We start from the raw sequence: 22,501 nt of genomic DNA, 5'->3' as shown, positions 1-22,501 counted from the left end.
CATACCGTATCTGTCAAGGCAGCGCGAAGCGCGCCACATTCCCTTTGGCCGACGAGTATTTCGCCGGATCGACCGGCTCGCCGTCGAGCGTCAGCGACTCGAGACCCGCCCTGTTGCCCAGCGTGATTTTGAACGGCCCCTCGCCTGTCACTTCCTTCGTATCGCCTGCGTGCACGAGGCCGGAAAACACTTCCTTGCCATCTTTGCCGCGCACGCTAAACCAGCTGTCCTGCGTCACGCGGAGCGCGACGATCGCCTCGCCTGCAGCAGGCGTCGTCGGTGCCGCCGAGGCTCCTGCCACGACGACCGCTGGCGCGCTCGCGCCCGTCGCGACCTGACCCTGCGAGCCGGCCTTCGGCGCCGCCGTCATTGCGGTGACCGCGGGTGCCGATGACGGCGCCGTACCGGTCGCCAGCGGCGCCGGCATCGGCGTGGCCGACGCTGCATTTTCCGCTGCGGCCAGCGCCGCTTCCGGCGCCGACGCTCCTTCTTCCGCCGCTGCGGCCGCCGACGGCCCCTGCGCCACCGCGCCCGATGCGCCGGCCGCGGTGCCCGTAGCGCCATTCGCGCTCGCTTTCAGACGCGCAAGCCAGGCGGTCGAATCGCCGCCATTGGTATGCCACATAGCGAGTGCAATCACCGCAACGACAACCGCCGCAACGCCCCACAACCACGAACGGCTTTTCTGCCCGCCGCCGAGCGACAGCGACACCCGGCCACGCGGCAGATCCTTACCCGACGACGCCGGCATCGACAGATCCGGCGCCGGCACGCCTGTTTCGCGGCGCAACGCCTGCGTGAACGGTGTCGGATCGGCGCCGACCATTTTCGCGTAGCTACGCACCACGCCGAGCGCGAAAGTCGTATCCGGCAAGTGACTGATGTCGCCCGACTCCAGCGCGCGCAACTTGGTGACCGACACCTTGAGGCGGGCCGACACGTCTTCGATCGACCAGCCCTTCGATTCACGCAACTGGGACAAGCGCGCGCCAGCCGCCGCCAACGAATCCAGGTTCGACTGCACAACGGGCTGCACTACCGCCCGTGCGACGGGCGCCGGATGGCCTTCATTCGTGTCTGTGTCGTGCGGCTGCGGGTGCTGCGGCTCACTCATCCCAAATCCTTTCGCGTCGATTCTTTTTTCACTCGTGCCACCCGGAGCCGCTGAAACCTCGCGCCCGAATCGCAGACCGTTTATAACAAAATGCGCGGCTTTGTGTGCCGCTTCCGATCGCTTCTGCAAACTTTCTTTTCAATCGACGGTGGCATCGAGACTTTCGCGGATCGACCGAACTTCCAGCGAACGCCGACGATCCTGCCTTACCGGACGATTACACGGCGCGAACCTCGATCACCTTCGCTGCCTTCCCGGTGCGCTCAGCGAGGCGCGTGCGGTCCTGAACCGCACCGGCCAGCTGACCGCAGGCAGCGTCGATGTCATCGCCGCGTGTTTTGCGCACTGTGGTGACGACGCCCGCGTCCATCAACACCTGTGCAAACCGCTTGATCTGTTCCGGCTTCGAGCGGATCAAACCCGATTCAGGGAACGGATTGAACGGAATCAGATTGAATTTGCACGGCACGTCGCGCGTTACGGCCAGCAATTCGCGCGCTTGCGCTTCGCTGTCGTTCACGCCGTCGAGCATGCAGTACTCAAACGTAATGAAATCACGCGGCGCGACCTTCAGATAGCGCTGGCAAGCCGCCATCAATTCGCGCAGTGGATACTTCTTGTTCAGCGGCACCAGCATGTCGCGCAGCGGATCGCTAGGCGCATGCAGCGAGACCGCGAGCGCAACCGGCAGATCGGCGCCGAGCCGGTCCATCATTGGCACGACGCCCGAGGTGGACAGCGTGACTCGCCGGCGCGAAAGACCGTACGCGTTGTCGTCGAGCATCAGGCGCATGGCCGGCACGACCGCGTCGTAATTGAGCAGCGGCTCGCCCATGCCCATCATCACGACGTTCGTCACCACGCGCTCGCCCTTGCCGTCGCCACCCGTGGCGCGGCCGCCGGCCACGCCGCGCGACGCGCGCAGCGCGAACTCGGCCATGCGCAGCTGGCCGATGATTTCACCGGTGGAGAGATTGCGGGAAAAACCCTGTTTGCCGGTCGAACAGAAACGGCAGTTGACCGCACATCCGGCCTGCGACGACACGCACAGCGTGCCGCGCGTTTCTTCAGGGATGTAGACGGTTTCAACCGCGTTGCCGTTGCCGACGTCGATCAGCCACTTGCGTGTGCCGTCGGTCGAAATATGGTCGCTGACGATGCCGGGCATCGTGATCGAAGCGCGCCCTTTGAGCTTTTCGCGCAGGGACTTCGCGAGATCGGTCATGCCATCGAAGTCGGCAGCGTTGTACTGATGAAGCCAGCGCTGCAATTGCCTGGCGCGAAACGGCTTCTCGCCCAGACTGTCGCAATAGGCGACAAGCCCTTGGGCGTCCAGATCGAGAAGGTTGACGGTGGGACTGCTCGTCATATCGAATCCTGCCATTTCAGTGCGAGACTGCGTTCATGCAACAAGCTGCATGAACGCAATGCCGATCGCGCCCATTCCTGCTGCTTTTACCTTACTACTTTGCCGGACGATTCGTGCGATAAAACATCGGCTGCACGAACCGCGCGACACAAACCGGCTCGGCGCGCGGTTTAACGCGAGTAGACGTTCACTTGCGGGAAGAAAAATGCGATTTCGACGGCAGCCGTTTCAGCCGCGTCCGAACCGTGGACGGCGTTAGCGTCGATGCTGTCGGCGAAGTCGGCGCGGATCGTGCCCTTTTCGGCCTTCTTCGGGTCCGTTGCGCCCATCAGATCGCGGTGCTTCAGGATGGCGTTTTCGCCTTCCAGCGCCTGCACGACAACCGGGCCCGAGATCATGAATTCGACGAGGTCCTTGAAGAACGGACGTGCAGCGTGCACGGCGTAGAACTTTTCTGCGTCAGCGCGCGAGAGGTGAACCATGCGCGATGCCACGATCTTCAGACCAGCGTTTTCGAAACGGGTGTAGATCTGGCCGATCACGTTCTTGGCCACTGCGTCCGGCTTGATAATCGACAGGGTGCGCTCGATCGCCATAAAAACTCCAAAAAATTAAGAGGTTACAGATTCAAATGAATCCGCTATTGTAGCATGTTCCGTGTATGATTGCGATTGAACCCTTACAGCACTGAAAGGAAAGCAGCACGTCTTCCAAAATACTGGTAGCGTACGATGTATGTGCTTGTCGAGGCATTGAAACTCCGTGCTTCGGCGCTAATCTTAGAGATGAAAACCTTGCGCCTCGCGGCCACCCCATGCGCCCGGCGCGGCACAAACCGCCGTACCACCATCACGACACACGCTTCTGAGGTAAGGAGAGACCATGAACGAACATCCGTATAGCTTTGGCCGCAATGGCGCTGTCAGCACGGTCGAAACGCGTAACCGCGTACTGCGGAACACCTACTGGCTGCTGGCGCTGTCCATGATTCCGACCGTGCTCGGTGCGTGGGTGGGTCTCGCCACAGGCTTCACGCTGTTCGCCGCCACCAGCCCGGCGATGAGCATGCTGGCGTTCTTCGCAATCGCGTTCGGCTTCATGTTCGCGATCCAGAAAACAAAGGACAGCTCGCTCGGCGTGTTCGTGCTGCTCGGCTTCACGTTCTTCATGGGCCTGATGCTGTCGCGCATCCTGAGCTTCGTGCTCGGTTTTTCTAACGGCCCATCGCTGATCATGCTCGCCTTCGGTGGCACTGGTGTGATCTTCACGGCAATGGCCACCATCGCCACGGTCAGCAAGCGCGATTTTTCCGGCCTCGGCAAGTGGCTGTTCATGGGCGTGATCGTGCTGCTGCTGGCTTCGGTCGCCAACGTGTTCCTGCAACTGTCGGCGCTAATGCTGACGGTTTCGGTGATGGCCATCGTGATCTTCTCGGCCTATATGCTGTTCGACGTCCAGCGCGTCGTGAATGGCGGCGAGACGAACTACATCACCGCCACGCTCGCGATCTATCTGGACCTGTACAACGTGTTCGTCAACCTGCTCGCGCTGCTCGGCATCTTCGGCGGCAACCGCAACTGAATCTGACGCGGCGCGGCGTCGGCAAAACGCTTCGCCCTGAAGAAAAAAAGCCCATAACGAGAAATCGTTATGGGCTTTTTCTTTGCACCGCCGCAATGCCCGCGGCGTTAGCAAGCGTGATCGATGCGTCACCCGCAACCGGGCGTCACACGCTCAGCCACGCAAATCCCTCATCTTGCGAAGCGACCACCACGTCAGTCAGCGCCGCGCCCAATACACCGGCCATCGCGGCCTGCGCCAGTTCCGGCAGATTGTTTTGCTGGCTCAAATGCGCAGCGACGAGGTGGCGAAGGCGCGAGCGGTCGAGTGAAGCCAGAATGTCGGCCGCCGCATCGTTGTTCAAATGCCCATGATTGCCGCCGATGCGCGCCTTCAACGATTGCGGATAGCGGCTCCCCGCGAGCATCCGCACATCGTGGTTGCATTCGAGCACCAGCGCGTCGCACCCACTCAGTACCGCGCTGATATGCGGCGTGGACGTGCCGACGTCGGTCAGCACACCCAGCCGGCTCGCGCCATTCGAGAACACGTATTGCAATGGCTCGCGGGCATCGTGAGGAACGGTGTAAGGGAGGATGCCGAGGTCGCCGATTGCCACCACCTCGTCGCCCCATAACACCTGCAGGTCGACGTCGGCTTCGTCGGCGCCCACCGCGCGGGCGGTGCCCCAGCTCATGTACAACGGAATCGACCATTTGCGCGCCAGCGTCAGCGCGCTGCCGATGTGATCGCTATGCTCATGCGTGATCAGGATGGCGTCGAGACCTTCGACGCTCGCGCCGATCCGCGTCAGCCGTCGCTCGACTTCTCGCGCCGAAAAGCCGCAGTCGAGCAACACGCGCGTGGTGGTCGCGCCGCTTTGCGCCTCCACCAGCAACGCATTGCCTTCACTACCGCTGCCGAGACTTGCGAAGCGCACGGCCCGCTTAGTTAAGTTGCGCGTGCAGCAGCGTCACGATGCGCTGCGCGTCGGACGACGTGTCCACCTGACCGTTCGCGTCGAGCACCGCCACTTGCGTCACGGAGTCGCTCTTCGAGCGCACGTTGACGAGGAATTCCTGACCCGGCTTCTTCGACGAGCTACTGCCGCTGTAGAACAGCTTGCCGAGCAGCCCTTCCCGCTTCAGTTCCTGCATCGAGTCCGCGTAGCGTACGTAATAGATGCCCTTCGCGCGATCGCGGTTATCGACGGTGAAGTTGGTGCGATCGAGCGCGAGTCCCACGCGCAGCCATGCACGATCGAACGATTCCTGCAGGTCGAGCGTCGACGTGCCCGCGCTCTTGTCGATCGTCGCGGTCGCGGTGGCGGGGCGCGCGTCGGTCAGCAATTGCTTCGATTGCGCTTCGGTCAGGCCGAATTTTTCCATCAGCTTGGCGAGGAACATCGCCTCGAGCGCCGGATCGCGCGGACGCTCTTCCCAGCGCGAGGACGTCTTGTCCTGGCCCGTCAGCATTTCTTCCATCGCGCTATGCGTGATCGAGATATCCGTGGTCTCGGACGACCCACGCGACACCAGCGTGCGGAAGCTGTCACGCGTGCCCGACGAGTACGCGAAGTCGATCACCTTGCCGACCGTGCGGCGGAACCAGTCGTCCGGAATATTCGCGCGGTTTTCCGCCCAGTCGGTCACCATGATGCCGGTAGCCGGCGCGTCCGTTTTCAGGACGAAACCATTTTCCTGCCAGAATTCCTGCAACTGCGGCCACAGCTGTTCCGGCGAGCGGCCGTCGACCACCAGCCAGCGGCGGTCGCCGTCACGCTCGATGTGCATGCCGAACGGGTCCTGCGCGGTCGGCTGGCCTTCGGTGGCGTTGCCCGCGGCCGTGACATTGCGCGCCGTCGCGCCGCCCAGCGCCAGATTGGCGGGCGGTGCAACATAGCGCTGATCGGTCGGCGAGGTGCTCAGGTCATTCGGAACGGCGAGCGGCGGCGCGCTCGCCGCAACCTTGTAGTTGACGCGGTCGGTGGCGAACCAGTCGTTCAGCGTGTCACAGCCGGCGAGCGTCGTCAGGGCAAGCGCCAGCGCCGCCATGCGGGTTGCGTGGAGGGAAAGTGCGGAACGTTTCATGAGGTCCTTCGTGATGCTGGAACGCGGTGCCTGGTTCTGCCGGGAACGTGGGCTGGATCGACGTCGGTTAAGGGAATGCCGGTGGCGGTCTCTGGTTGGCGCTGCGCGATGCCGCGGTCGAACCGCTTAGGCCAGCAGCCCTGCTTCGCGCAGCGCGGCGCACACCACTTCGTGATACTGCGCGGCGAGCGGCGTGAGCGGCAGGCGGATGCCGCCCTGCACACGACCCAGTTGCTGCAGCGCCCATTTGGCCGGAATCGGATTCGATTCAATGAACAGGTTCTTATGCAGCGACAGGAGCTTCAGATGAATCGCGCGCGCGGTCTTCGCGTCCGCCGCGAGCGCGGCCTTGCACAGTTCGCTCATCGCGCGCGGCGCGACGTTCGCAGTGACCGAGATATTGCCGTGGCCGCCGAGCAGCATCAGCGCGATCGCAGTGGGATCGTCGCCGCTGTAGATGCCGAAATGGGCGGGCGCCGACTTGATCAGGTGCGCGGCACGCTCGATATTGCCGGTCGCTTCTTTCACGCCGACGATGCCCGGCACCTGTGCACAGCGCAGAATGGTCTCGTTGCTCATGTCCGCAACGGTGCGGCCCGGCACGTTGTACAGGATCACCGGCAGATCGACGGTTTCAGCGATCTTCGCGAAGTGGCGATAGATGCCTTCCTGAGTCGGCTTGTTGTAGTACGGCACGACCTGCAGCGACGCGTGCGCGCCGACGTCTTTCGCCTGTTGTGTGAGTTCGATCGCTTCGGTGGTGGAGTTACCGCCCGAGCCCGCGATCACCGGAATCCGGCCCGCCGTGTGCTCGACCGCGGTTTTGACCATCAGCACGTGCTCTTCGACCGACAGCGTGGCCGACTCGCCGCTCGTGCCGACCACCACGAGCCCATCCGTGCCTTCCGCGATGTGCCAGTCGATCAGTTTGCGAAACGCCGGCAGATCAAGGCTGCCGTCTTCGAGCATCGGGGTAATGATGGCAGGAATGCTGCCACGAATCTGAACGCCGTCGTTGCTGTGGTTGCCGTTAGTCATGAAACGCCATGAATTTGATCAGGTAAACCGCGATTGTAGCGGATTAGCCAGCCAACTCGTAACAAGGCGGGGGTGCCGCCTGCATGGAGTCGCCTGGGCGCTCCGCCTCAAGAATTGCGCAAATCCGCTGGACGTAAGCCGGGCGCGGCTGCGCGACGAAACCGTCCTGAAACGCGACCACCCGGAGGCGGCCGCGCACCCTGTCGAGAAGCTCGCCGGGCGCGAGCAGAAACGCCGGATTGGACGGCTTGCCGACGCTTTCGTTTCCTTGCGCGAAGGTCTCGTAAACCAGTACGCCGCCCGGCGCCAGAGCGTGTAGAAGCTGCGCGAACAGCGGCCGGTGCAGATAGTTCGTCACCACGACGGCGGCGAACGTCATGTCGGCCGACAACGGCCACGGAGCGCCTTCAAGGTCGGCGGCAAGCGGCGTGATGAGCCGCTCGCCGCGCAGCGTGTCGAGCGCGACGGCGTCGCGCTCGAGTGCGGTCACGGGATGCCCCAGCGACGCAAAGAACCGCGCATGCCGCCCCGCCCCCGATGCGACATCGAGCACCGCGCCGCCGGGCGCAATCAGATGCGCCCACTGGCGCACCCAGTGCGACGGCTCACCCGATCCAGGGACGGCGGCGGCGAGCGCGTTCATCGCAGCGATCCGTCGGCTCAGTTGTACGAGAGGCCCATGGCCTCGCGCACGTCGCGCATCGTTTCCGTCGCGTACTTGCGGGCCTTGTCGCAACCGTCGGCGACGATCGCGCGCAACAGCGACGGATCGTCCATGTACTTCTGCGCGCGTTCGAGCATCGGCTGCTGTTCGCGCAGAATGCCTTCGATCACCGGCTGCTTGCAGTCGAGGCAACCGATGCCCGCCGTACGGCAACCCTTCTGCACCCACTCGTGGGTCGCTTCGTCCGTGTAGACCTGGTGCAGTTGCCAGACCGGGCACTTGTCCGGATCGCCCGGATCGGTGCGGCGCACGCGAGCCGGATCGGTCGGCATGGTGCGAACTTTCTTCGTGATCGTTTCCGCGTCTTCACGCAGGCCGATCGTGTTGCCGTACGACTTCGACATCTTCTGGCCGTCCAGACCCGGCATGCGCGACGCTTCGGTCAGCATCGCCTGCGGCTCGACCAGGATGATCTTGCGCGACCCTTCGAGGTAGCCGAACAGACGCTCGCGGTCGCTCATCGACAGGCTCTGCGATTCCTGCAACATCGCGCGCGCCTGCTCGAGCGCCTCGTCGTCACCTTCCTGCTGGTAGGCATTGCGCAGCTCGTGATAGAGCTTGGAGCGTTTGCCGCCGAGCTTCTTTGCGGCTTCATTGGCCTTCTGCTCGAAGCCCGGCTCGCGGCCGTACAGGTAGTTGAAACGGCGCGCGATTTCGCGCGTCATTTCGACGTGCGGCACCTGGTCTTCACCAACCGGCACGAGCGAGCCGCGGTACAGCAGAATGTCCGCCGCCATCAGCACCGGATAACCGAGGAAGCCGTAGGTGGACAGGTCCTTGTCCTTCAGCTTCTCCTGCTGCTCCTTGTAGGTCGGCACGCGTTCGAGCCAGCCGAGCGGCGTGCTCATACCGAGCAGCAGCGCCAGCTCCGCGTGCTCGGGCACCTTGCTCTGGATGAACAGCGTCGCCTGTGCCGGATCGATGCCGGACGCGAGCCAGTCGATCAGCACGTCCCAGACGTTCTTTTCGATCACTTCGGGCGTTTCGTAGTGGGTCGTCAGCGCGTGCCAGTCGACCACGCAAAAGAAGCACGGGTATTCGGACTGCAGCCGCACCCAGTTTTTCAGCACGCCGTGATAGTGGCCGAGGTGCAGCGACCCGGTGGGCCGCATGCCGGAGAAGATACGGTCTGGGAACATGGTTATTTAGAAAAGCGAAACAAGGGGAGTCAGGATTGCGGTAATCGCACTGTAGCCGAACGTGACGAGCGGATTCAGCCAATAACGCGTCAACGTGCCGGTCATGACGAGCGCCATCACGATGAAAAAACCATAGGGCTCGAGCCGCGACAGCGCGATCGATTGCCGTGGCGGCAACAGCGCCATCAGCACGCGGCCGCCGTCGAGCGGCGGCAACGGAAACAGGTTCAGCACGCCAAGCACGAGGTTCACCCCCACACCCGCGCCCGCCATGCGCGTGAAGAACGGTTCGTCGACATTGAACACTGCCAGCGCGACGCCGAACAGGCCCCAGATCACCGCCTGGATGAAATTGGAGCCGGGGCCCGCCGCCGCGACCCACAGGCTGCCCCAGCGGGGATTGCGCAAATTGCCGAAAGCGACCGGCACCGGCTTCGCGTAGCCGAACACGAACGCGCCGCTGGTGGCGAAGTACAGAAGCAAGGGAATCGCAATCGTGCCGAGCGGATCGATGTGCCGCATCGGATTGATCGACACGCGGCCGAGCACGTAGGCGGTATTGTCGCCGAGCCAGCGCGCGACGTAGCCGTGTGCGGCTTCGTGCAGCGTAATCGCGAAAACAACCGGCAGCGCGTACACCGCAATGGTCTGTATCAGGGAAGAATCCATAACTCGCTATTGTAACAACGCGATTGCGTGCGTCTGTCCGCTTTCATTCATGTCGCTCAGGCCGTCTCTTCGAGCCCGAAGGGCGCGAGAGATCCGCGCCCTGCCCGCACCAGCAGCGGCTGGCCGCCGGTCAGATCAATCACCGTCGACGGCTCGCACACGCAGGCGCCGCCGTCGATCACCAGATCCACCTGCTTTTCCAGCCGCTCGCGGATTTCTTCGGGGTCGTTCAACGGCTCGGTTTCGCCCGGCATGATCAACGTCGAGCCGAGCAGCGGCTGGCCGAGTTCTTCGAGAATCGCAAGCGTGATCGCGTGGTCCGGCACCCGCAGACCGATGGTCTTGCGTGAGGGGTGCGACAGGCGCCGCGGCACTTCTTTGGTCGCCTGCAACACGAACACGTAGGGGCCTGGCGTCACCGACTTGATCAGGCGGTACTGCCGGTTGTCCACCATCGCAAAGTTCGCCAGTTCCGACAGATCGCGCACCAGCAGCGACAGCAACTGCTTCTCGTCGAGGCCGCGAATACGCCGCAGGCGCTCGGCCGCATCCTTGTCGTCGAGCTGGCAGGCAAGCGCGTAGCTCGAGTCCGTCGGCAATGCGACCACGCCGCCGTCCCTGATGATCTGCACGGCCTGCTTGACGAGGCGCGGCTGCGGGTTGTCGGGATGAAGCCGAAAGTATTGGGACATGTTGACTAACGGTGGCTATCGATGAACGTCGGGTGAATTTCAAACGAACCGCAACGGGATCGTGAACGGCGAATGAATCATGGGCGGCTGGCAGTTCGGATGCGGGCATATGCCAGGCCCGGCCGGCTCCCGCGCGTGACGTGCCGTAAGGCACGGCGCGCGATCACAGCCAGCGTTCCCAGACGGGCTTGAGATCGGAGGGCAATTGCGGCAGCGTGCCGAGGTCGATGCGGCCTTCGCCGGGTGCGTGGAAGTCGGACCCGCGCGACGCCTCGAAACCGAAACGGCGCGCGACGTCCGCGTATTCGCGGTATTGATCGGGCGTGTGGCTGCCCGTCACCACTTCGATCGCCTTGCCGCCGAGATCGATGAACTCGGCGAAAAACGCGTCGAATTCGACCGGCGTGTACGCGTAGCGGCCCGGATGCGCGATGATCGCCTCCCCGCCGGCCGCCTGGATCCAGCCGACCGCGTCGGCCAGCTTGGACCAGCGGTGCGCCACATAGCCCGGTTTGCCGTCGCCGAGATAGCGGTTGAACACGTCCTGCGTGGAGGTGCAATAGCCGTGCTCGACCATGAAACGCGCAAAATGGGTGCGCGAAATCATGTCCGGGTTCGACACGTACTGGAGCGCGCCTTGATATGCGTCCGGAATGCCGAGCGTGGCCAGTTGCTCGCCGATCGCTTCGGCGCGCGCGGCGCGGCCGTCGCGGGTGCGCGCAAGGCCGTCGATCAGGATCGAACTGGTCGGATCGATGCCTAGTCCGACGATGTGCACGGTGCGCGAGGCCCACGTCACCGAAATTTCGACGCCACTCACGTAGCCCATGCCGAGCGCCTCCGCGGTGGCGCGTGCTTCCCGCTGGCCACCGAGCTCGTCGTGGTCGGTGAGCGCCCACAGCGTCACGCCGCCCGCATGCGCGCGGCGCGCAACGTCGGCCGGCGCGAACTGGCCGTCGGAAACGGTGGAGTGACAGTGCAGATCAGCGTTCATCGTGGTCTTCGAAAGGTTCTCCGGCCATTTTACTGCAACGCACTAAGTGGACGCAGAGCTATCTCGCGCCGCCGGCGCGATCCTTCCCACTATGTGACGATTTCAGGAACAGAATCCCTCGATCAAGGCGGCCACCTGCTCCGGCTGGTCGTGATGCACCATGTGCCCCGCCTCGTCGATGATCTTCTCGCGCCAGTTAGGGAACGCCTGGAAACGCGCCTTGAACTCGTCGAGCGGAATCTCGCCGGCGATCTGCGCGAGCGTCGGCGAGTTGGCCGCCTCCACGTGCAGCACTTTCGCGCTGACATTGCGCCACACGGCCATTACTTCGTCGAGCCGGTACAGCGTCGGGCCGCGCAGCTTGTGCGCCGGATCGGCGAGCAGCATGTGCCGCCCTTCGCCATCGGGCTTCGACCAGTGCTGCGCGAGAAACCGCGCACGCTGCGGGTCGAGGCGCGGATTGGTCTTGATCAGGCGGGCGGCGACATCGTCGAGCGACGCATAACGCTTCAATTGCGGCGGATCACGCAGCTCGTCGAGCCAGTTGCGCAGCCGTCTGGGCGCTTGCGCCGAGTGCGAGGGCGCGAGCCCGAAGCCCTCCAGATCGACCACCCTTCGCACCCGCTCGGGCCGCACGCCCGCATACAGGCAGACGATGTTCGCGCCCATGCTGTGCCCCACCAGATTCACCTCGCCGTCCGGCGCATAGTGGTCGAGCAGCGCGTCGAGATCGGCCACATAGTCATGGATCCAATAGCTGCCGCCACCGCGTTCGGCCACCGGCCAGTCCGACAGGCCAAAGCCGCGCATGTCCGGTGCGAGCACCTGCCAGTTGCCGCCCAACGCATCGACGACGAACTGGAACGAAGCTGCCACGTCCATCCAGCCGTGCAGCATGAACAGCATGGGCGCATCGGGATTGCCCCAACGCCGTACATGCAGACGGATGCCGCGCACGGCAACGAACTCAGACCGGGAAGTATTCATGACCGGACGCCCGAAAAAAGAATGATCGTTCGATTATAGAGATAGTCGGGCGCTACGTGGGGGCGGATCATGGAAGGAGCGTTCAGGCGCTCCCGGTCGGTGGAACCGGCTGCTGGGCGTCCAGACTGGCCAGCGCGGCGAGTTCCGCTTCGTCGAAACCCGCGTCGCGGCGCGCCTCGAAATTGAACGGCCCACGTAATTTCGGTGCGTGATACTGATCGGCAAGGCGTGTGTAGGTCTCGTGCGCGTCCAGGCCGCTCGCCTCGCACAAATGACGAAACCAGCGGTTGCCGATCAGCACATGGCCGATTTCGTCGCGCAGGATCACGTCGAGAATCGCCGCGGACGCCTGATCGCCCGCCTGCAGCAGGCGCGCGCGGATCGGCGGTGAAGCGTCGAGGCCGCGTGCTTCAAGCGTGCGTGGCACCAGCGCCATGCGCGCGAGCACGTCGGCTCGCGTGCGCTCGCACATGTCCCAGAGGCCGTCGTGTGCGGGGAAATCGCCGTACGCGTGCCCGTATTGCGCGAGGCGCGCGGCCAGTAGCGAGAAGTGATACGCCTCCTCGGCCGCGACCTTGAGCCAGTCGGTATAGAAAGCGGCAGGCATGCCCGCGAAGCGCCAGACGGCGTCGAGCGCCAGGTTGATCGCGTTGAATTCGATGTGCGCGAGCGCATGCAGTAGCACCGCCCGGCCTTGCGGAGACTGCATGCTGCGTCGTTTCAACTGGCGCGGATCGACCAGTTCGGGCCGTTCTGGACGCCCCGGCAGGCCGGCGGGCTCGTCGAGCTCCAGGTGTGCGGAACACGCTGCGCTGCCCGCGAGCGCGGCGGCGTACAAGGCACGGGCCGCGGCCGCCTTGGTAGCAGGATCGCTCTCGCGCAAGGCGGCCAGCGCGGCGGTACGCGCGCAATCAGGCTGGCCTTGGGCATTCGGTCCAGACGAAGCAGGTGCAACGGACGGAGTTGCGGACATCATGGCAAGCGGGTCGGCGAAGGAAACGGCTAATGAAGAAAAAACGGAGAAGCGCGAAGGTGCGGCAGGCCGCCCGGCAAGGAACGGCGCGTGCGTGGAACTAGCGCTCGCACAATATGGCCGCTATGCGAACCAGAATCCGGCGAGCTTGCCCAGCAGCGGCAGGCGGCGCAATCACACAAACGTTTACAATACTCGATTCGACCCGCCAGCGCGCCCATCGTGCCAGCGGGAAGGGACACCCCGACGCGTGCGCCGCGACCGATCAAGAGGAGACACTGTGACGATTTACAAGCTTGGCGAAGCCGCCCCGACCATCCATGAAAGCGTGTTCGTCGCGGATTCGGCGACCATCATCGGCAACGTGAAGCTCGAGGAAAACGCGAGCGTCTGGTTCGGCGCAACGATCCGTGGCGACAACGAGGCGATCACCATCGGCGCAGGCAGCAATGTGCAGGAAAACGCGGTGCTGCACACCGATCCCGGCTTTCCGCTGACGATCGAGCCGAACGTGACGGTCGGCCATCAGGTCATGCTGCACGGCTGCACGGTCAGGGAAGGCTCGCTGATCGGAATTCAGGCCGTGGTCTTGAATGGCGCGGTGATCGGCCGCAACTGTCTGGTCGGAGCGGGCGCCATCGTCACCGAAGGCAAGGTGTTTCCCGACAATTCGCTGATTCTCGGCGCGCCCGCCAAGGTGGTGCGCGAACTGACCGAGGCGGATATCGCCAATATGCAGCGCGGCACGGCAAGCTATGCCGAGCGCCGCGAATATTTCAAGGCGCAGCTCGTACGCATCGGCTAACAGCCGGCGCGTGCGAGCTGCGCCATTCCACCGAGGAAAAGTTGTGAGCGACCAGTTGCAAAAATTCATGTTCAGCGCGGCGCCGGTGCGCGGCGAGATCGTTTCGTTGCGCAATACGTGGCAGGAAGTGCTGACGCGCCGCGATTATCCGGCGCCCGTGCGGACGATTCTCGGCGAGATGATGGCCGCGTGCGCACTGCTGTCGGCGAACCTCAAGTTCGACGGCACGCTCGTCATGCAGATTTTCGGCGACGGCCCGATCAAGATGCTGGTGGTCCAGTGCGGCTCCGATCTGTCGATGCGCGCCACGGCCAAGCTGTCCGTCGACGCGAACCACACGATCGACGAGGCGACCTCGATGGTCGATCTGCTGAACGCGAGCGGCCATGGCCGCTGCGTGATCACGCTTGACCCGGCCGACAAACAGCCCGGTCAGCAGCCATATCAAAGTATCGTGCCGCTCTCGGGCGTGGATGGCCCGCTCAAGTCGATGGCTGAAGTGCTCGAACATTACATGCATCACTCAGAGCAACTCGACACGCGCCTCTGGCTCGCGGCCAACACCGAGCGCGCGGTCGGCATGCTGTTGCAGAAACTGCCGGGTGACGGCGGAATCGTCCCGCATCCGGGCGAACTCGATGCGGACACGTGGGAGCGGGTCTGCACGCTCGGCAGCACGCTATCGCAAGACGAGTTGCTGAAGGAAGAACCGGAAACGGTGTTCCGGCGCCTGTTCTGGCAGGAGAACGTCCAGCATTTCGAACCGGCCACGGCACGTTTCGAATGCACGTGCTCGCGCGAAAAAGTCGGTGGCATGCTGAAGATGCTCGGTCGCGAGGAAGTGGACGGCGTGATCGAGGAGCGTGGCCACGTCGAGATTCACTGCGAGTTCTGCAATCAGCGCTATGAATTCGATCCGGTGGACGTGGCGCAACTTTTCGTCGCCAACGCACTCTCACAAGGCGTGACGCCGGCTGCCGACCAGCGGCACTAACCGGCTTGCGGCGGTGGCTGCGGGCGCGATGCGGTGTCAGCGGCGCCTGCAGCCACCGCGTAGTTTGACGGCTATTACTACGCGCCGCCCATGTCCTTTTCACGGCTTGGGCGGCGCGTTACCTTTTATCGTCGTTACGTTGAATCATTGGCGATGCATGCTACGCATGTTTTACTTAGGCATCCGACCGATGGAGATCGAACATGAACTACGCTGCTTCGTTAAAACGTGATGCGTGCAAGCTGGTTGCCATGGTCATGGTCGTGGGGAGCGCGGCGCTGAGCGGCTGCGCGATGAACCCACCGGGGCCGTCGCAGATTTTGAGCCGTCTTCCTCCCGATCAATCCGGCGCTGTCTATGCCCCCGCGCGGCTCACGCCTGAAGAGCTCGCACGTTATGATGCGATCGACCATCAGGTGCTGTTCGAGCAGGATCAGGCGATTGCCGCCGAGAACGCCGCGCAGGCATGGTCGCGTTACTACTCACCGCCCGTGCGCGTGTTTGGCGGCTATTCGAGCGGCGGCTGGGGACGGGGCTGGGGCACCGGTATCGGTGTCGGCTTTGGACCGACCTGGGGCTGGTAGTGCGGAGCCGCGATTCATCGCCGATCGGCGCTCCGAAAGTCAGTGAATCCCCGAAAAAAAGCGCGGCTCATTTCTGAACCGCGCTTTTTTGCATCCTTCCAACTGAGTCAACGCCGGGCAGCGAGACTCAATGCGCCGTCTTGTCCTTGGCCGCCTTGGCGCCGCGCTTGCGATCCGGCTTCGCACGCGACTCCGGATTCGGCACCACATGCAGCGGCGCGGCCGAGACTTCCCCACGCGTGGAAGTGGTGACCGAAGGCGTATTCGCCGTCGGCAATGGCGCATTCGGCGACACGAACTGCACGAACACTTCGCCGTCCTTCACCATGCCCATTTCGTAGCGCGCCCGCTCTTCGACCGCGGCGGTGCCGTTCTGCAAATCCTGCACTTCGCCCTGAATACGTTCGTTGCGCAGTTTCGAATCGGCATTCTTTTGCACTTGCTGCGCGAGTTGCTGCTGCAACTCGTGCACGCGCAACCAGCCGCCATGGCCCCACCAGAGCGGGTACTGGATCAGCGCCAGCAGAACGATCAGGACAGCAGTGACAAGCCGCATGAAGTAAGCACAATAAATACGCGCCGCCCTGCGCTATACGCAGGGCGGCGAGGTCAATCAGAAACGAAGGAAAACCGGCTCATCGGTCAGCGCTGGCAAACCGGCTGCTTAGCGCAGGTTGTAGAACGCCGACTTGCCCGGATAGCTCGCGATATCGCCGAGATCTTCCTCGATACGCAGCAGCTGGTTGTACTTCGAGATGCGGTCCGAACGCGACAGCGAACCCGTCTTGATCTGGCCGGCATTCAGGCCGACCGCGATGTCCGCGATCGTCGAATCTTCGGTTTCGCCCGAACGGTGCGAGATCACGGCAGTGTAGCCGGCGCGCTTGGCCATTTCGATGGCCGCGAAGGTTTCCGTCAGCGTGCCGATCTGATTGATCTTGATCAGGATCGAGTTGGCGATGCCCTTCTCGATGCCTTCCTTCAGGATGCGCGTGTTGGTGACGAACAGGTCGTCGCCGACCAGCTGCACCTTCTTGCCGAGCTTCTCGGTCAGCGTCTTCCAGCCTGCCCAGTCGCTTTCGTGCATGCCATCTTCGATCGACACGATCGGGAACTTGTCGGCCAGGTTCGCCAGATAGTCCGCGAATTCCGTCGACGACAGTTGCAGGCCTTCGCCGGCCAGCTGGTACTTGCCGTCGTGGTAGAACTCGCTCGCTGCGCAGTCGAGCGCGAGCAGCACGTCTTCACCGGCGCGGTAGCCTGCTTTCTCGATGGCTTGCAGGATGGTCGACAGGCATTCTTCGTTGCTGCCGAAGTTCGGCGCGAAGCCGCCTTCGTCGCCCACCGCCGTGCTCATGCCGCGATCCGACAGGATCTTCTTCAGCGCGTGGAACACCTCGGCGCCGCAGCGCAGTGCTTCGCGGAAGGTCGGCTGGCTGACCGGCACGATCATGAATTCCTGGATGTCGAGGCTGTTGTTCGCGTGCGCGCCGCCGTTGACGATGTTCATCATGGGCACCGGCAGTTGCATGGCGCCCGAGCCGCCGAAGTAGCGGTACAGCGGCAGGCCGGCTTCTTCAGCGGCAGCCTTCGCAACGGCCATCGACACGGCCAGCATCGCGTTCGCGCCGAGGCGCGACTTGTTGTCGGTGCCGTCGAGTTCCAGCAGGGTCTTGTCGAGGAAGGCCTGCTCGGAAGCGTCGAGGCCCATGATCGCTTCGGAGATTTCAGTGTTGATGTGCTCGACGGCCTTCAGCACGCCCTTGCCGCCGTAACGACCGGCTTCGCCGTCGCGCAGTTCGATGGCTTCGCGCGAGCCCGTGGACGCGCCCGACGGCACCGCGGCGCGGCCCATCGTGCCCGACTCGAGCAGCACGTCGCATTCGACGGTGGGGTTGCCTCGCGAATCGAGAATCTCTCGACCGATGATATCTACGATAGCACTCATGGTTTCCTCAAGAAATGACGTTGAATTCTTTACTGTGACACTGTATCTGGCGCCTGCCGGCCTCCCCGACAGACAACTCGCGCGTAGATACGTTCGACGACCATCGCCAACATTCGCCGTGCGCCGACGAGGGCGCTCATTATGCAAGCCAATCGTGACACGCGGCGAATGCCCGAATCAGTTTCAGTTGAAATCGCTTTCGAGGAACGGCGCGCGCTTGACGGCCTGGTCGAGCGTCACCAGCGTCTCGAGCAGGTCCGCCATGCGATTGAGCGGCACGGCGTTGGGACCGTCCGATTTGGCCTGCGCCGGATTCGGATGCGTTTCCATGAAGAGACCGGCGACGCCGACCGCCACGGCGGCACGCGCCAGCACCGGCACGAATTCGCGCTGGCCGCCGGAGCTCGTACCCTGCCCGCCCGGCAATTGCACCGAGTGGGTCGCATCGAACACGACCGGCGCGTTGGTCTCGCGCATGATCGCGATCGAACGCATGTCCGACACGAGGTTGTTATAACCAAACGACACGCCGCGCTCGCACGCCATGAAGCGGTCTTCCGACAGACCCGCCTCACGCGCCGCGTCGCGCGCCTTGTCGATCACGTTCTTCATGTCGTGCGGCGCGAGGAACTGGCCTTTCTTGATGTTGACCGGTTTGCCCGAACGCGCGCAAGCGTGGATGAAATCGGTTTGACGGCACAGGAAAGCCGGCGTTTGCAGCACGTCGACCACCGACGCCACCTGTTCGATCTCGTGCTCGGCGTGAACGTCGGTCAGCACCGGCAGACCGAGCTGACGCTTCACTTCCGACAGGATGCGCAAACCTTCGTCCATGCCCAGACCGCGGAACGACTTGCCGCTGCTGCGATTGGCCTTGTCGTACGACGATTTGTAGATGAACGGAATGTTCAGCTTCGCGCAGATTTCCTTCAGGCGGCCCGCTGTGTCGATCGTCATCTGTTCGGATTCGACGACACAGGTGCCTGCGATCAGGAAAAACGGCTTGTCGAGCCCGATTTCGAAATCGCCCAGTTTCATGCTTTCTCCCCGACTTCGCTCGCCGCGCGCGACTGCTGACGCGCAAGCGCCGCCTCGACAAACGACTTGAACAGCGGATGACCGTCACGCGGCGTAGACGTGAATTCCGGATGGAACTGCACGCCGACGAACCACGGGTGCATGCTGCGCGGCAATTCCATCATTTCCGGCAGATCTTCACTCGGGGTACGCGCGCTGATGATAAGACCACCCGCTTCAAGCTGGGGCACGAAGCGGTTATTGACTTCATAACGGTGACGATGACGCTCGTTCACGTCCTTGCCGTAGATCTCTTCGGCCATCGTGCCGGGCTTGATCGGGCAACGTTGCGAACCGAGGCGCATCGTGCCGCCCAGATCCGATTCTTCGGTGCGCTTCTCGACACGGCCTTCGCGGTCGTACCACTCGGTGATCAGCGCGACCACGCGGTTCTCGGTTTCCTGATCGAACTCGGTGCTGTTCGCGTTCTTCAGGCCGACCACGTCGCGGGCGAATTCGATCACAGCCAGTTGCATGCCGAGACAGATGCCGAGATACGGCACCTTCGCTTCGCGTGCATAGCGAATCGCGGCGATCTTGCCTTCGGTGCCGCGACGGCCGAAACCGCCCGGCACGAGCACCGCGTCGAGATGCTTGAGGCTCTCGACGCCCTGCGTCTCGACTTCTTCGGAATCGATGTATTCGATGTTGACGCGCGTTGCCGTATGCATCGACGCATGGCGCAGCGCTTCGATCAGCGACTTGTACGACTCGGTCAGATCGACATACTTGCCGACCATGCCGATCGTCACTTCGTGCTTCGGATGCTGGAGCTTCTCGACGAGGTCGGACCACATGGACAGATCCGCGGGCTTCGGCGTGAGCTTGAGCTCTTCGCAGATGATCGCGTCCAGACCCTGGTCGTGCAGCATCTGCGGAATCTTGTAGATGCTGTCCGCGTCCCACACGGAAATCACCGCGTCTTCGGGCACGTTCGAGAACATCGAGATCTTCGCGCGCTCGTCGTCCGGAATGCGGCGGTCGGCGCGGCACAGCAGCACGTGCGGCGAGATGCCGATTTCACGCAGCTTCTGCACGCTGTGTTGCGTGGGCTTGGTTTTGAGTTCGCCGGCGGTGGCGACCCAGGGCACCAGCGTGAGGTGCACGAAGCACGCACTGTTGCGCCCCATGCGCAGACTCATCTGACGCGCGGCCTCGAGGAATGGCAGCGATTCGATGTCGCCGACGGTGCCGCCGACTTCGACGATCGCGACATCCGGCTCGCCGCACGTCGCGGAAGCTGCGCCGCGCTCGACGAATGCCTGGATTTCGTTCGTGATGTGCGGGATGACCTGCACCGTCTTGCCGAGATAATCGCCGCGGCGCTCCTTGCGGATTACCGATTCGTAAATCTGACCCGTGGTGAAGTTGTTGGCCTTGCGCATCTTCGTGCTGATGAAGCGCTCATAGTGGCCAAGGTCGAGGTCGGTCTCTGCTCCATCTTCCGTCACGAACACTTCGCCGTGTTGGAACGGGCTCATCGTGCCGGGGTCGACGTTGATGTACGGATCGAGCTTGAGGAGGGTGACTTTAAGACCGCGCGATTCGAGGATCGCGGCGAGGGAAGCGGCGGCAATACCCTTGCCGAGGGAAGATACTACGCCGCCGGTGACGAAAACATATTTGGTCATCGCTGGATGCTCGCGGGAAAAACGGATTATACCGTAAAGCAAGGGCCCGACCCAGCAAAATCCGAGCGCCATCTGCGCGTGCGGATGCTGCCGCGGCGGCAAGCGCCGAGCGTCGATCATGCACCGCTTTTGACGGGCGCTGGCAGTTAGGCGAGTCGCGCGCGCGGCTGCTGGCGGGGTGACGCGCGCCAGAGCATCCGGTCAATGTTGCGGCGGCGTGTTTCGGCTGGCGCAGTGAGGTGCTCTGTCCACATGGAGCCGACGCACGACCCGTGTGTCATATCGCTCGGCGCCGCATTGGCCGCGCCGCCTTCCGTTGCCAGCCTCCGACCTCCAACGCCCGCGCCGTACTTGACCCGCGAATCGATCCTGAAGCCGCTCGAATAGCGTTTTAGCTCTCTCGTGACTCACGCCCACCTTGCCGCCAACCCTCAGGCGCCCCGCTCCAGCTCGTGCAGCATCCTCTGCACCGCGCGCGCGGTTTCGAGCGGCTTTTCCATCGGATAGAGATGGCTGCCCTCGATCCACTCGAGATGGCCATTGGCGGCGCGGCGGGTGGCATCGAGACCGGCCTGGCGGATTTCCTTCGAGCGCGTGCCCGCGATGAACCCGACCGGCACCGGTGCGCCCCGGGCGAGCCGCGCGCCGAGCGTGTGCGGCAAGGTCCTGTAGATCTGATATTCGGTGCGCCGGTCGAAGGCCAGCGTGCGCCCGCCGTCGGGCGAAGTCTGCGGGACGCCGAAGTCGATGTAGTCGGACAGCATGCGCTCGTCCCAGCGCGCGAACGCGGGCTTCGCATGAAAGTGCCGCCACGCTTCGTCGCGGCTCGCCCAGTGCGTGCGGCGCGTGCGGGTGGCGGCCGCGGGCGACAGCCGCTCGTCGAGCCCCGTCCACTGCGATACGCGCAGCATGCTGCTGCGCCAGCCGGCGATCACCGGCGAATCGAGCATCACCACGCCCCTCACCCACTGCGGCTTTTTCAGCGCGGCCATCAGCGACAGATAACCGCCGAGCGAATGCCCCACCAGCCACACAGGCTGCTCGTACGAGCGGCCAATGTCCTCGAGCAGCTGTTCGACCAGATGCGGCCAGTCCTGCGTCACCGGAAAGCGCGCATCGTGGCCGATGCGCTCGATGGAGCGCAGTTCATAGTCGTCGGCGAGTTCGGCGAAGATGGTCCGGTAGGTCGATGCCGGAAAGCCGTTCGCGTGCGAGAAATGAATGATGTTTTTCAACTGCGGCTATCTCCATTCTGTTTTTTGCTTGTGGCCTGCGCGGACGTGTTTGCGGGGCGCTTTGCGCGAATGCGTGCGTGCCGCTCCTGTGCACCGGCCTCGGCCTCGGCGCGTTCGTCTGCCAGTGCTGCCGGAGACTGAGCGGCCAACGGGCCAGCACGCACGATCAGCGATCCATCCAGTAGCGGCGCTGCGTGTCGCGATAGCGTTCGAGCGTGAGCGCCGCGCCGTTCGCCGCCGGGCTCGCATCGACGCGCACCGCGCCGTCCGTATCGCTGCGCGCGAGCTCGATATGGCGCGCCTTGTAGCGCTCGAACACCCCTACGTTCGGATGATGAAAGCGGTTGCGATAGCCTACCTGAAATAACGCGATGGACGGCTCGACAGAGTCGAGGAATGGCTCGGTGGACGAGGTCTTGCTGCCATGATGTGGCACGACCAGCACCTGAGCGCGCAATGCGCCGCGATCACGCGCGAGCAGCACGCGTTCGGCAGGCGCCTCGATGTCCGCGCTCAGCAAGGCCGCGACGCGCGGCTGCCCGGTCCGGTCATGCGTGACGGATTGGCTCGCCGCGTCCGCCAACGTGGCAACCCGCAGCACGCAGCAATGCGCATTGGGCTTACCCTGCAGCGGCCCGGCGTCCGGCCAAAGCATGGCGAACTCGACGCCGTCCCACTGCCAACGCTGCCCAGCCGCGCAGGGCAGCGTGGCCGCGCCGTGCTGCTTCGCGCCGGCCCACAGCGGGTGGTCCGGCGCCAATGCGGCCACCATCTGGCGGACCTCGATCGCATCGAGCACGGCGGGCGCGCCGCCCGCGTGATCGGAGTCGGCGTGACTGACGATCAGCGTGTCGAGCGCCGTCACGCCGTGCGCCTGC

At 63.7% G+C, this 22,501-nt stretch carries 23 protein-coding genes; 4 read left to right on the top strand and 19 right to left on the bottom strand.

Annotation, left to right across the window (positions count from 1 at the left end):
• Positions 1 to 13: 13 nt before the first annotated feature.
• The 3 genes from CIC12_RS30255 to ndk all read right to left on the bottom strand — a co-directional run bounded on the left by CIC12_RS30255 (position 14) and on the right by ndk (position 3,079).
• Positions 14 to 1,114, bottom strand: a complete 1,101-nt coding sequence (locus CIC12_RS30255; protein ID WP_168669852.1) for a helix-turn-helix domain-containing protein — start codon at positions 1,112 to 1,114, stop codon at positions 14 to 16.
• A 217-nt stretch (positions 1,115 to 1,331) separates the two neighbouring features.
• Positions 1,332 to 2,483: a 23S rRNA (adenine(2503)-C(2))-methyltransferase RlmN gene (gene rlmN / locus CIC12_RS30250; RefSeq protein ID WP_168669850.1), complete on the bottom strand. Its 1,152-nt coding sequence runs from the start codon at positions 2,481 to 2,483 to the stop codon at positions 1,332 to 1,334.
• A gap of 170 nt (positions 2,484 to 2,653) precedes the next feature.
• The gene (gene ndk / locus CIC12_RS30245; protein ID WP_042322811.1) at positions 2,654 to 3,079 is read right to left on the bottom strand and encodes a nucleoside-diphosphate kinase; all 426 of its coding nucleotides are present in this window, start codon (positions 3,077 to 3,079) and stop codon (positions 2,654 to 2,656) included.
• Positions 3,080 to 3,365: 286 nt separating this feature from the next.
• Here ndk and CIC12_RS30240 point away from each other — a divergent pair, with 286 nt between their 5' ends.
• Complete coding sequence (locus CIC12_RS30240; protein ID WP_168669848.1) at positions 3,366 to 4,064, top strand: Bax inhibitor-1/YccA family protein; 699 nt, start codon at positions 3,366 to 3,368, stop codon at positions 4,062 to 4,064.
• 145 nt (positions 4,065 to 4,209) lie between these two features.
• On the opposite strand, the gene CIC12_RS30235 is transcribed toward CIC12_RS30240, so the two are convergent.
• The 10 genes from CIC12_RS30235 to CIC12_RS30190 all read right to left on the bottom strand — a co-directional run bounded on the left by CIC12_RS30235 (position 4,210) and on the right by CIC12_RS30190 (position 13,352).
• Positions 4,210 to 4,983, bottom strand: coding sequence for an MBL fold metallo-hydrolase (locus CIC12_RS30235; protein WP_168669846.1), 774 nt, complete (start codon positions 4,981 to 4,983; stop codon positions 4,210 to 4,212).
• Between the two features lie 7 nt (positions 4,984 to 4,990).
• On the bottom strand, positions 4,991 to 6,133 hold the full coding sequence (gene bamC / locus CIC12_RS30230; protein WP_168669844.1) for an outer membrane protein assembly factor BamC: 1,143 nt from the start codon (positions 6,131 to 6,133) through the stop codon (positions 4,991 to 4,993).
• Between the two features lie 126 nt (positions 6,134 to 6,259).
• Positions 6,260 to 7,171, bottom strand: coding sequence for a 4-hydroxy-tetrahydrodipicolinate synthase (gene dapA, locus CIC12_RS30225; protein WP_168669842.1), 912 nt, complete (start codon positions 7,169 to 7,171; stop codon positions 6,260 to 6,262).
• Positions 7,172 to 7,214: 43 nt separating this feature from the next.
• A complete protein-coding gene (locus CIC12_RS30220; protein WP_168669840.1) occupies positions 7,215 to 7,814 on the bottom strand; it encodes a class I SAM-dependent methyltransferase in 600 nt (199 codons plus the stop codon).
• Positions 7,815 to 7,831: 17 nt separating this feature from the next.
• Positions 7,832 to 9,034 carry a tryptophan--tRNA ligase gene (locus CIC12_RS30215; RefSeq protein WP_121317372.1) on the bottom strand — a complete coding sequence of 401 codons (1,203 nt, stop codon included), beginning with the start codon at positions 9,032 to 9,034 and terminating at the stop codon, positions 7,832 to 7,834.
• 6 nt (positions 9,035 to 9,040) lie between these two features.
• Positions 9,041 to 9,703 (bottom strand): site-2 protease family protein, encoded by a 663-nt coding sequence (locus tag CIC12_RS30210; RefSeq protein ID WP_168669839.1) that lies wholly within the window; start codon positions 9,701 to 9,703, stop codon positions 9,041 to 9,043.
• A gap of 56 nt (positions 9,704 to 9,759) precedes the next feature.
• Entirely contained in the window at positions 9,760 to 10,395 is a 636-nt protein-coding gene (locus tag CIC12_RS30205; protein WP_168669838.1) for an L-threonylcarbamoyladenylate synthase, read from the bottom strand.
• A gap of 163 nt (positions 10,396 to 10,558) precedes the next feature.
• On the bottom strand, positions 10,559 to 11,389 hold the full coding sequence (locus tag CIC12_RS30200) for a 3',5'-nucleoside bisphosphate phosphatase (RefSeq protein WP_168669837.1): 831 nt from the start codon (positions 11,387 to 11,389) through the stop codon (positions 10,559 to 10,561).
• Between the two features lie 102 nt (positions 11,390 to 11,491).
• Positions 11,492 to 12,376, bottom strand: a complete 885-nt coding sequence (locus CIC12_RS30195) for an alpha/beta fold hydrolase (RefSeq protein WP_168669836.1) — start codon at positions 12,374 to 12,376, stop codon at positions 11,492 to 11,494.
• A gap of 82 nt (positions 12,377 to 12,458) precedes the next feature.
• Positions 12,459 to 13,352, bottom strand: a complete 894-nt coding sequence (locus CIC12_RS30190) for a ferritin-like domain-containing protein (RefSeq protein WP_168669835.1) — start codon at positions 13,350 to 13,352, stop codon at positions 12,459 to 12,461.
• Between the two features lie 277 nt (positions 13,353 to 13,629).
• Here CIC12_RS30190 and CIC12_RS30185 point away from each other — a divergent pair, with 277 nt between their 5' ends.
• The 3 genes from CIC12_RS30185 (at position 13,630) to CIC12_RS30175 (ending at position 15,732) form a co-directional block, all read left to right on the top strand.
• Positions 13,630 to 14,154, top strand: a complete 525-nt coding sequence (locus CIC12_RS30185; RefSeq protein WP_168669834.1) for a gamma carbonic anhydrase family protein — start codon at positions 13,630 to 13,632, stop codon at positions 14,152 to 14,154.
• 43 nt (positions 14,155 to 14,197) lie between these two features.
• Positions 14,198 to 15,148, top strand: coding sequence for an Hsp33 family molecular chaperone HslO (hslO, locus tag CIC12_RS30180; RefSeq protein WP_168669833.1), 951 nt, complete (start codon positions 14,198 to 14,200; stop codon positions 15,146 to 15,148).
• A gap of 203 nt (positions 15,149 to 15,351) precedes the next feature.
• Entirely contained in the window at positions 15,352 to 15,732 is a 381-nt protein-coding gene (locus tag CIC12_RS30175; protein ID WP_168669832.1) for a hypothetical protein, read from the top strand.
• Positions 15,733 to 15,859: 127 nt separating this feature from the next.
• Here CIC12_RS30175 and ftsB read toward each other — a convergent pair whose 3' ends face one another.
• From ftsB to CIC12_RS30145, 6 genes are all read right to left on the bottom strand, one after another.
• Entirely contained in the window at positions 15,860 to 16,288 is a 429-nt protein-coding gene (gene ftsB, locus CIC12_RS30170) for a cell division protein FtsB (protein ID WP_168669830.1), read from the bottom strand.
• 108 nt (positions 16,289 to 16,396) lie between these two features.
• Complete coding sequence (eno, locus tag CIC12_RS30165; RefSeq protein ID WP_168669828.1) at positions 16,397 to 17,680, bottom strand: phosphopyruvate hydratase; 1,284 nt, start codon at positions 17,678 to 17,680, stop codon at positions 16,397 to 16,399.
• A 183-nt stretch (positions 17,681 to 17,863) separates the two neighbouring features.
• A complete protein-coding gene (kdsA, locus tag CIC12_RS30160; protein WP_168669826.1) occupies positions 17,864 to 18,718 on the bottom strand; it encodes a 3-deoxy-8-phosphooctulonate synthase in 855 nt (284 codons plus the stop codon).
• Complete coding sequence (locus tag CIC12_RS30155) at positions 18,715 to 20,388, bottom strand: CTP synthase (protein WP_168669824.1); 1,674 nt, start codon at positions 20,386 to 20,388, stop codon at positions 18,715 to 18,717. Before CIC12_RS30155 ends, kdsA begins: the two co-directional genes overlap by 4 nt.
• Before the next feature lie 431 nt (positions 20,389 to 20,819).
• Positions 20,820 to 21,623, bottom strand: coding sequence for an alpha/beta fold hydrolase (locus CIC12_RS30150; RefSeq protein ID WP_168669822.1), 804 nt, complete (start codon positions 21,621 to 21,623; stop codon positions 20,820 to 20,822).
• A 166-nt stretch (positions 21,624 to 21,789) separates the two neighbouring features.
• Positions 21,790 to 22,501 (bottom strand): ComEC/Rec2 family competence protein (locus CIC12_RS30145; protein ID WP_168669820.1); only part of this gene is annotated, 712 nt, incomplete at its 5' end.

It is taken from the genome of Paraburkholderia sp. SG-MS1, assembly GCF_012275575.1.
Taxonomy (GTDB): Bacteria; Pseudomonadota; Gammaproteobacteria; order Burkholderiales; family Burkholderiaceae; genus Paraburkholderia.
This window is presented reverse-complemented; position numbering and strand designations above follow the sequence as displayed.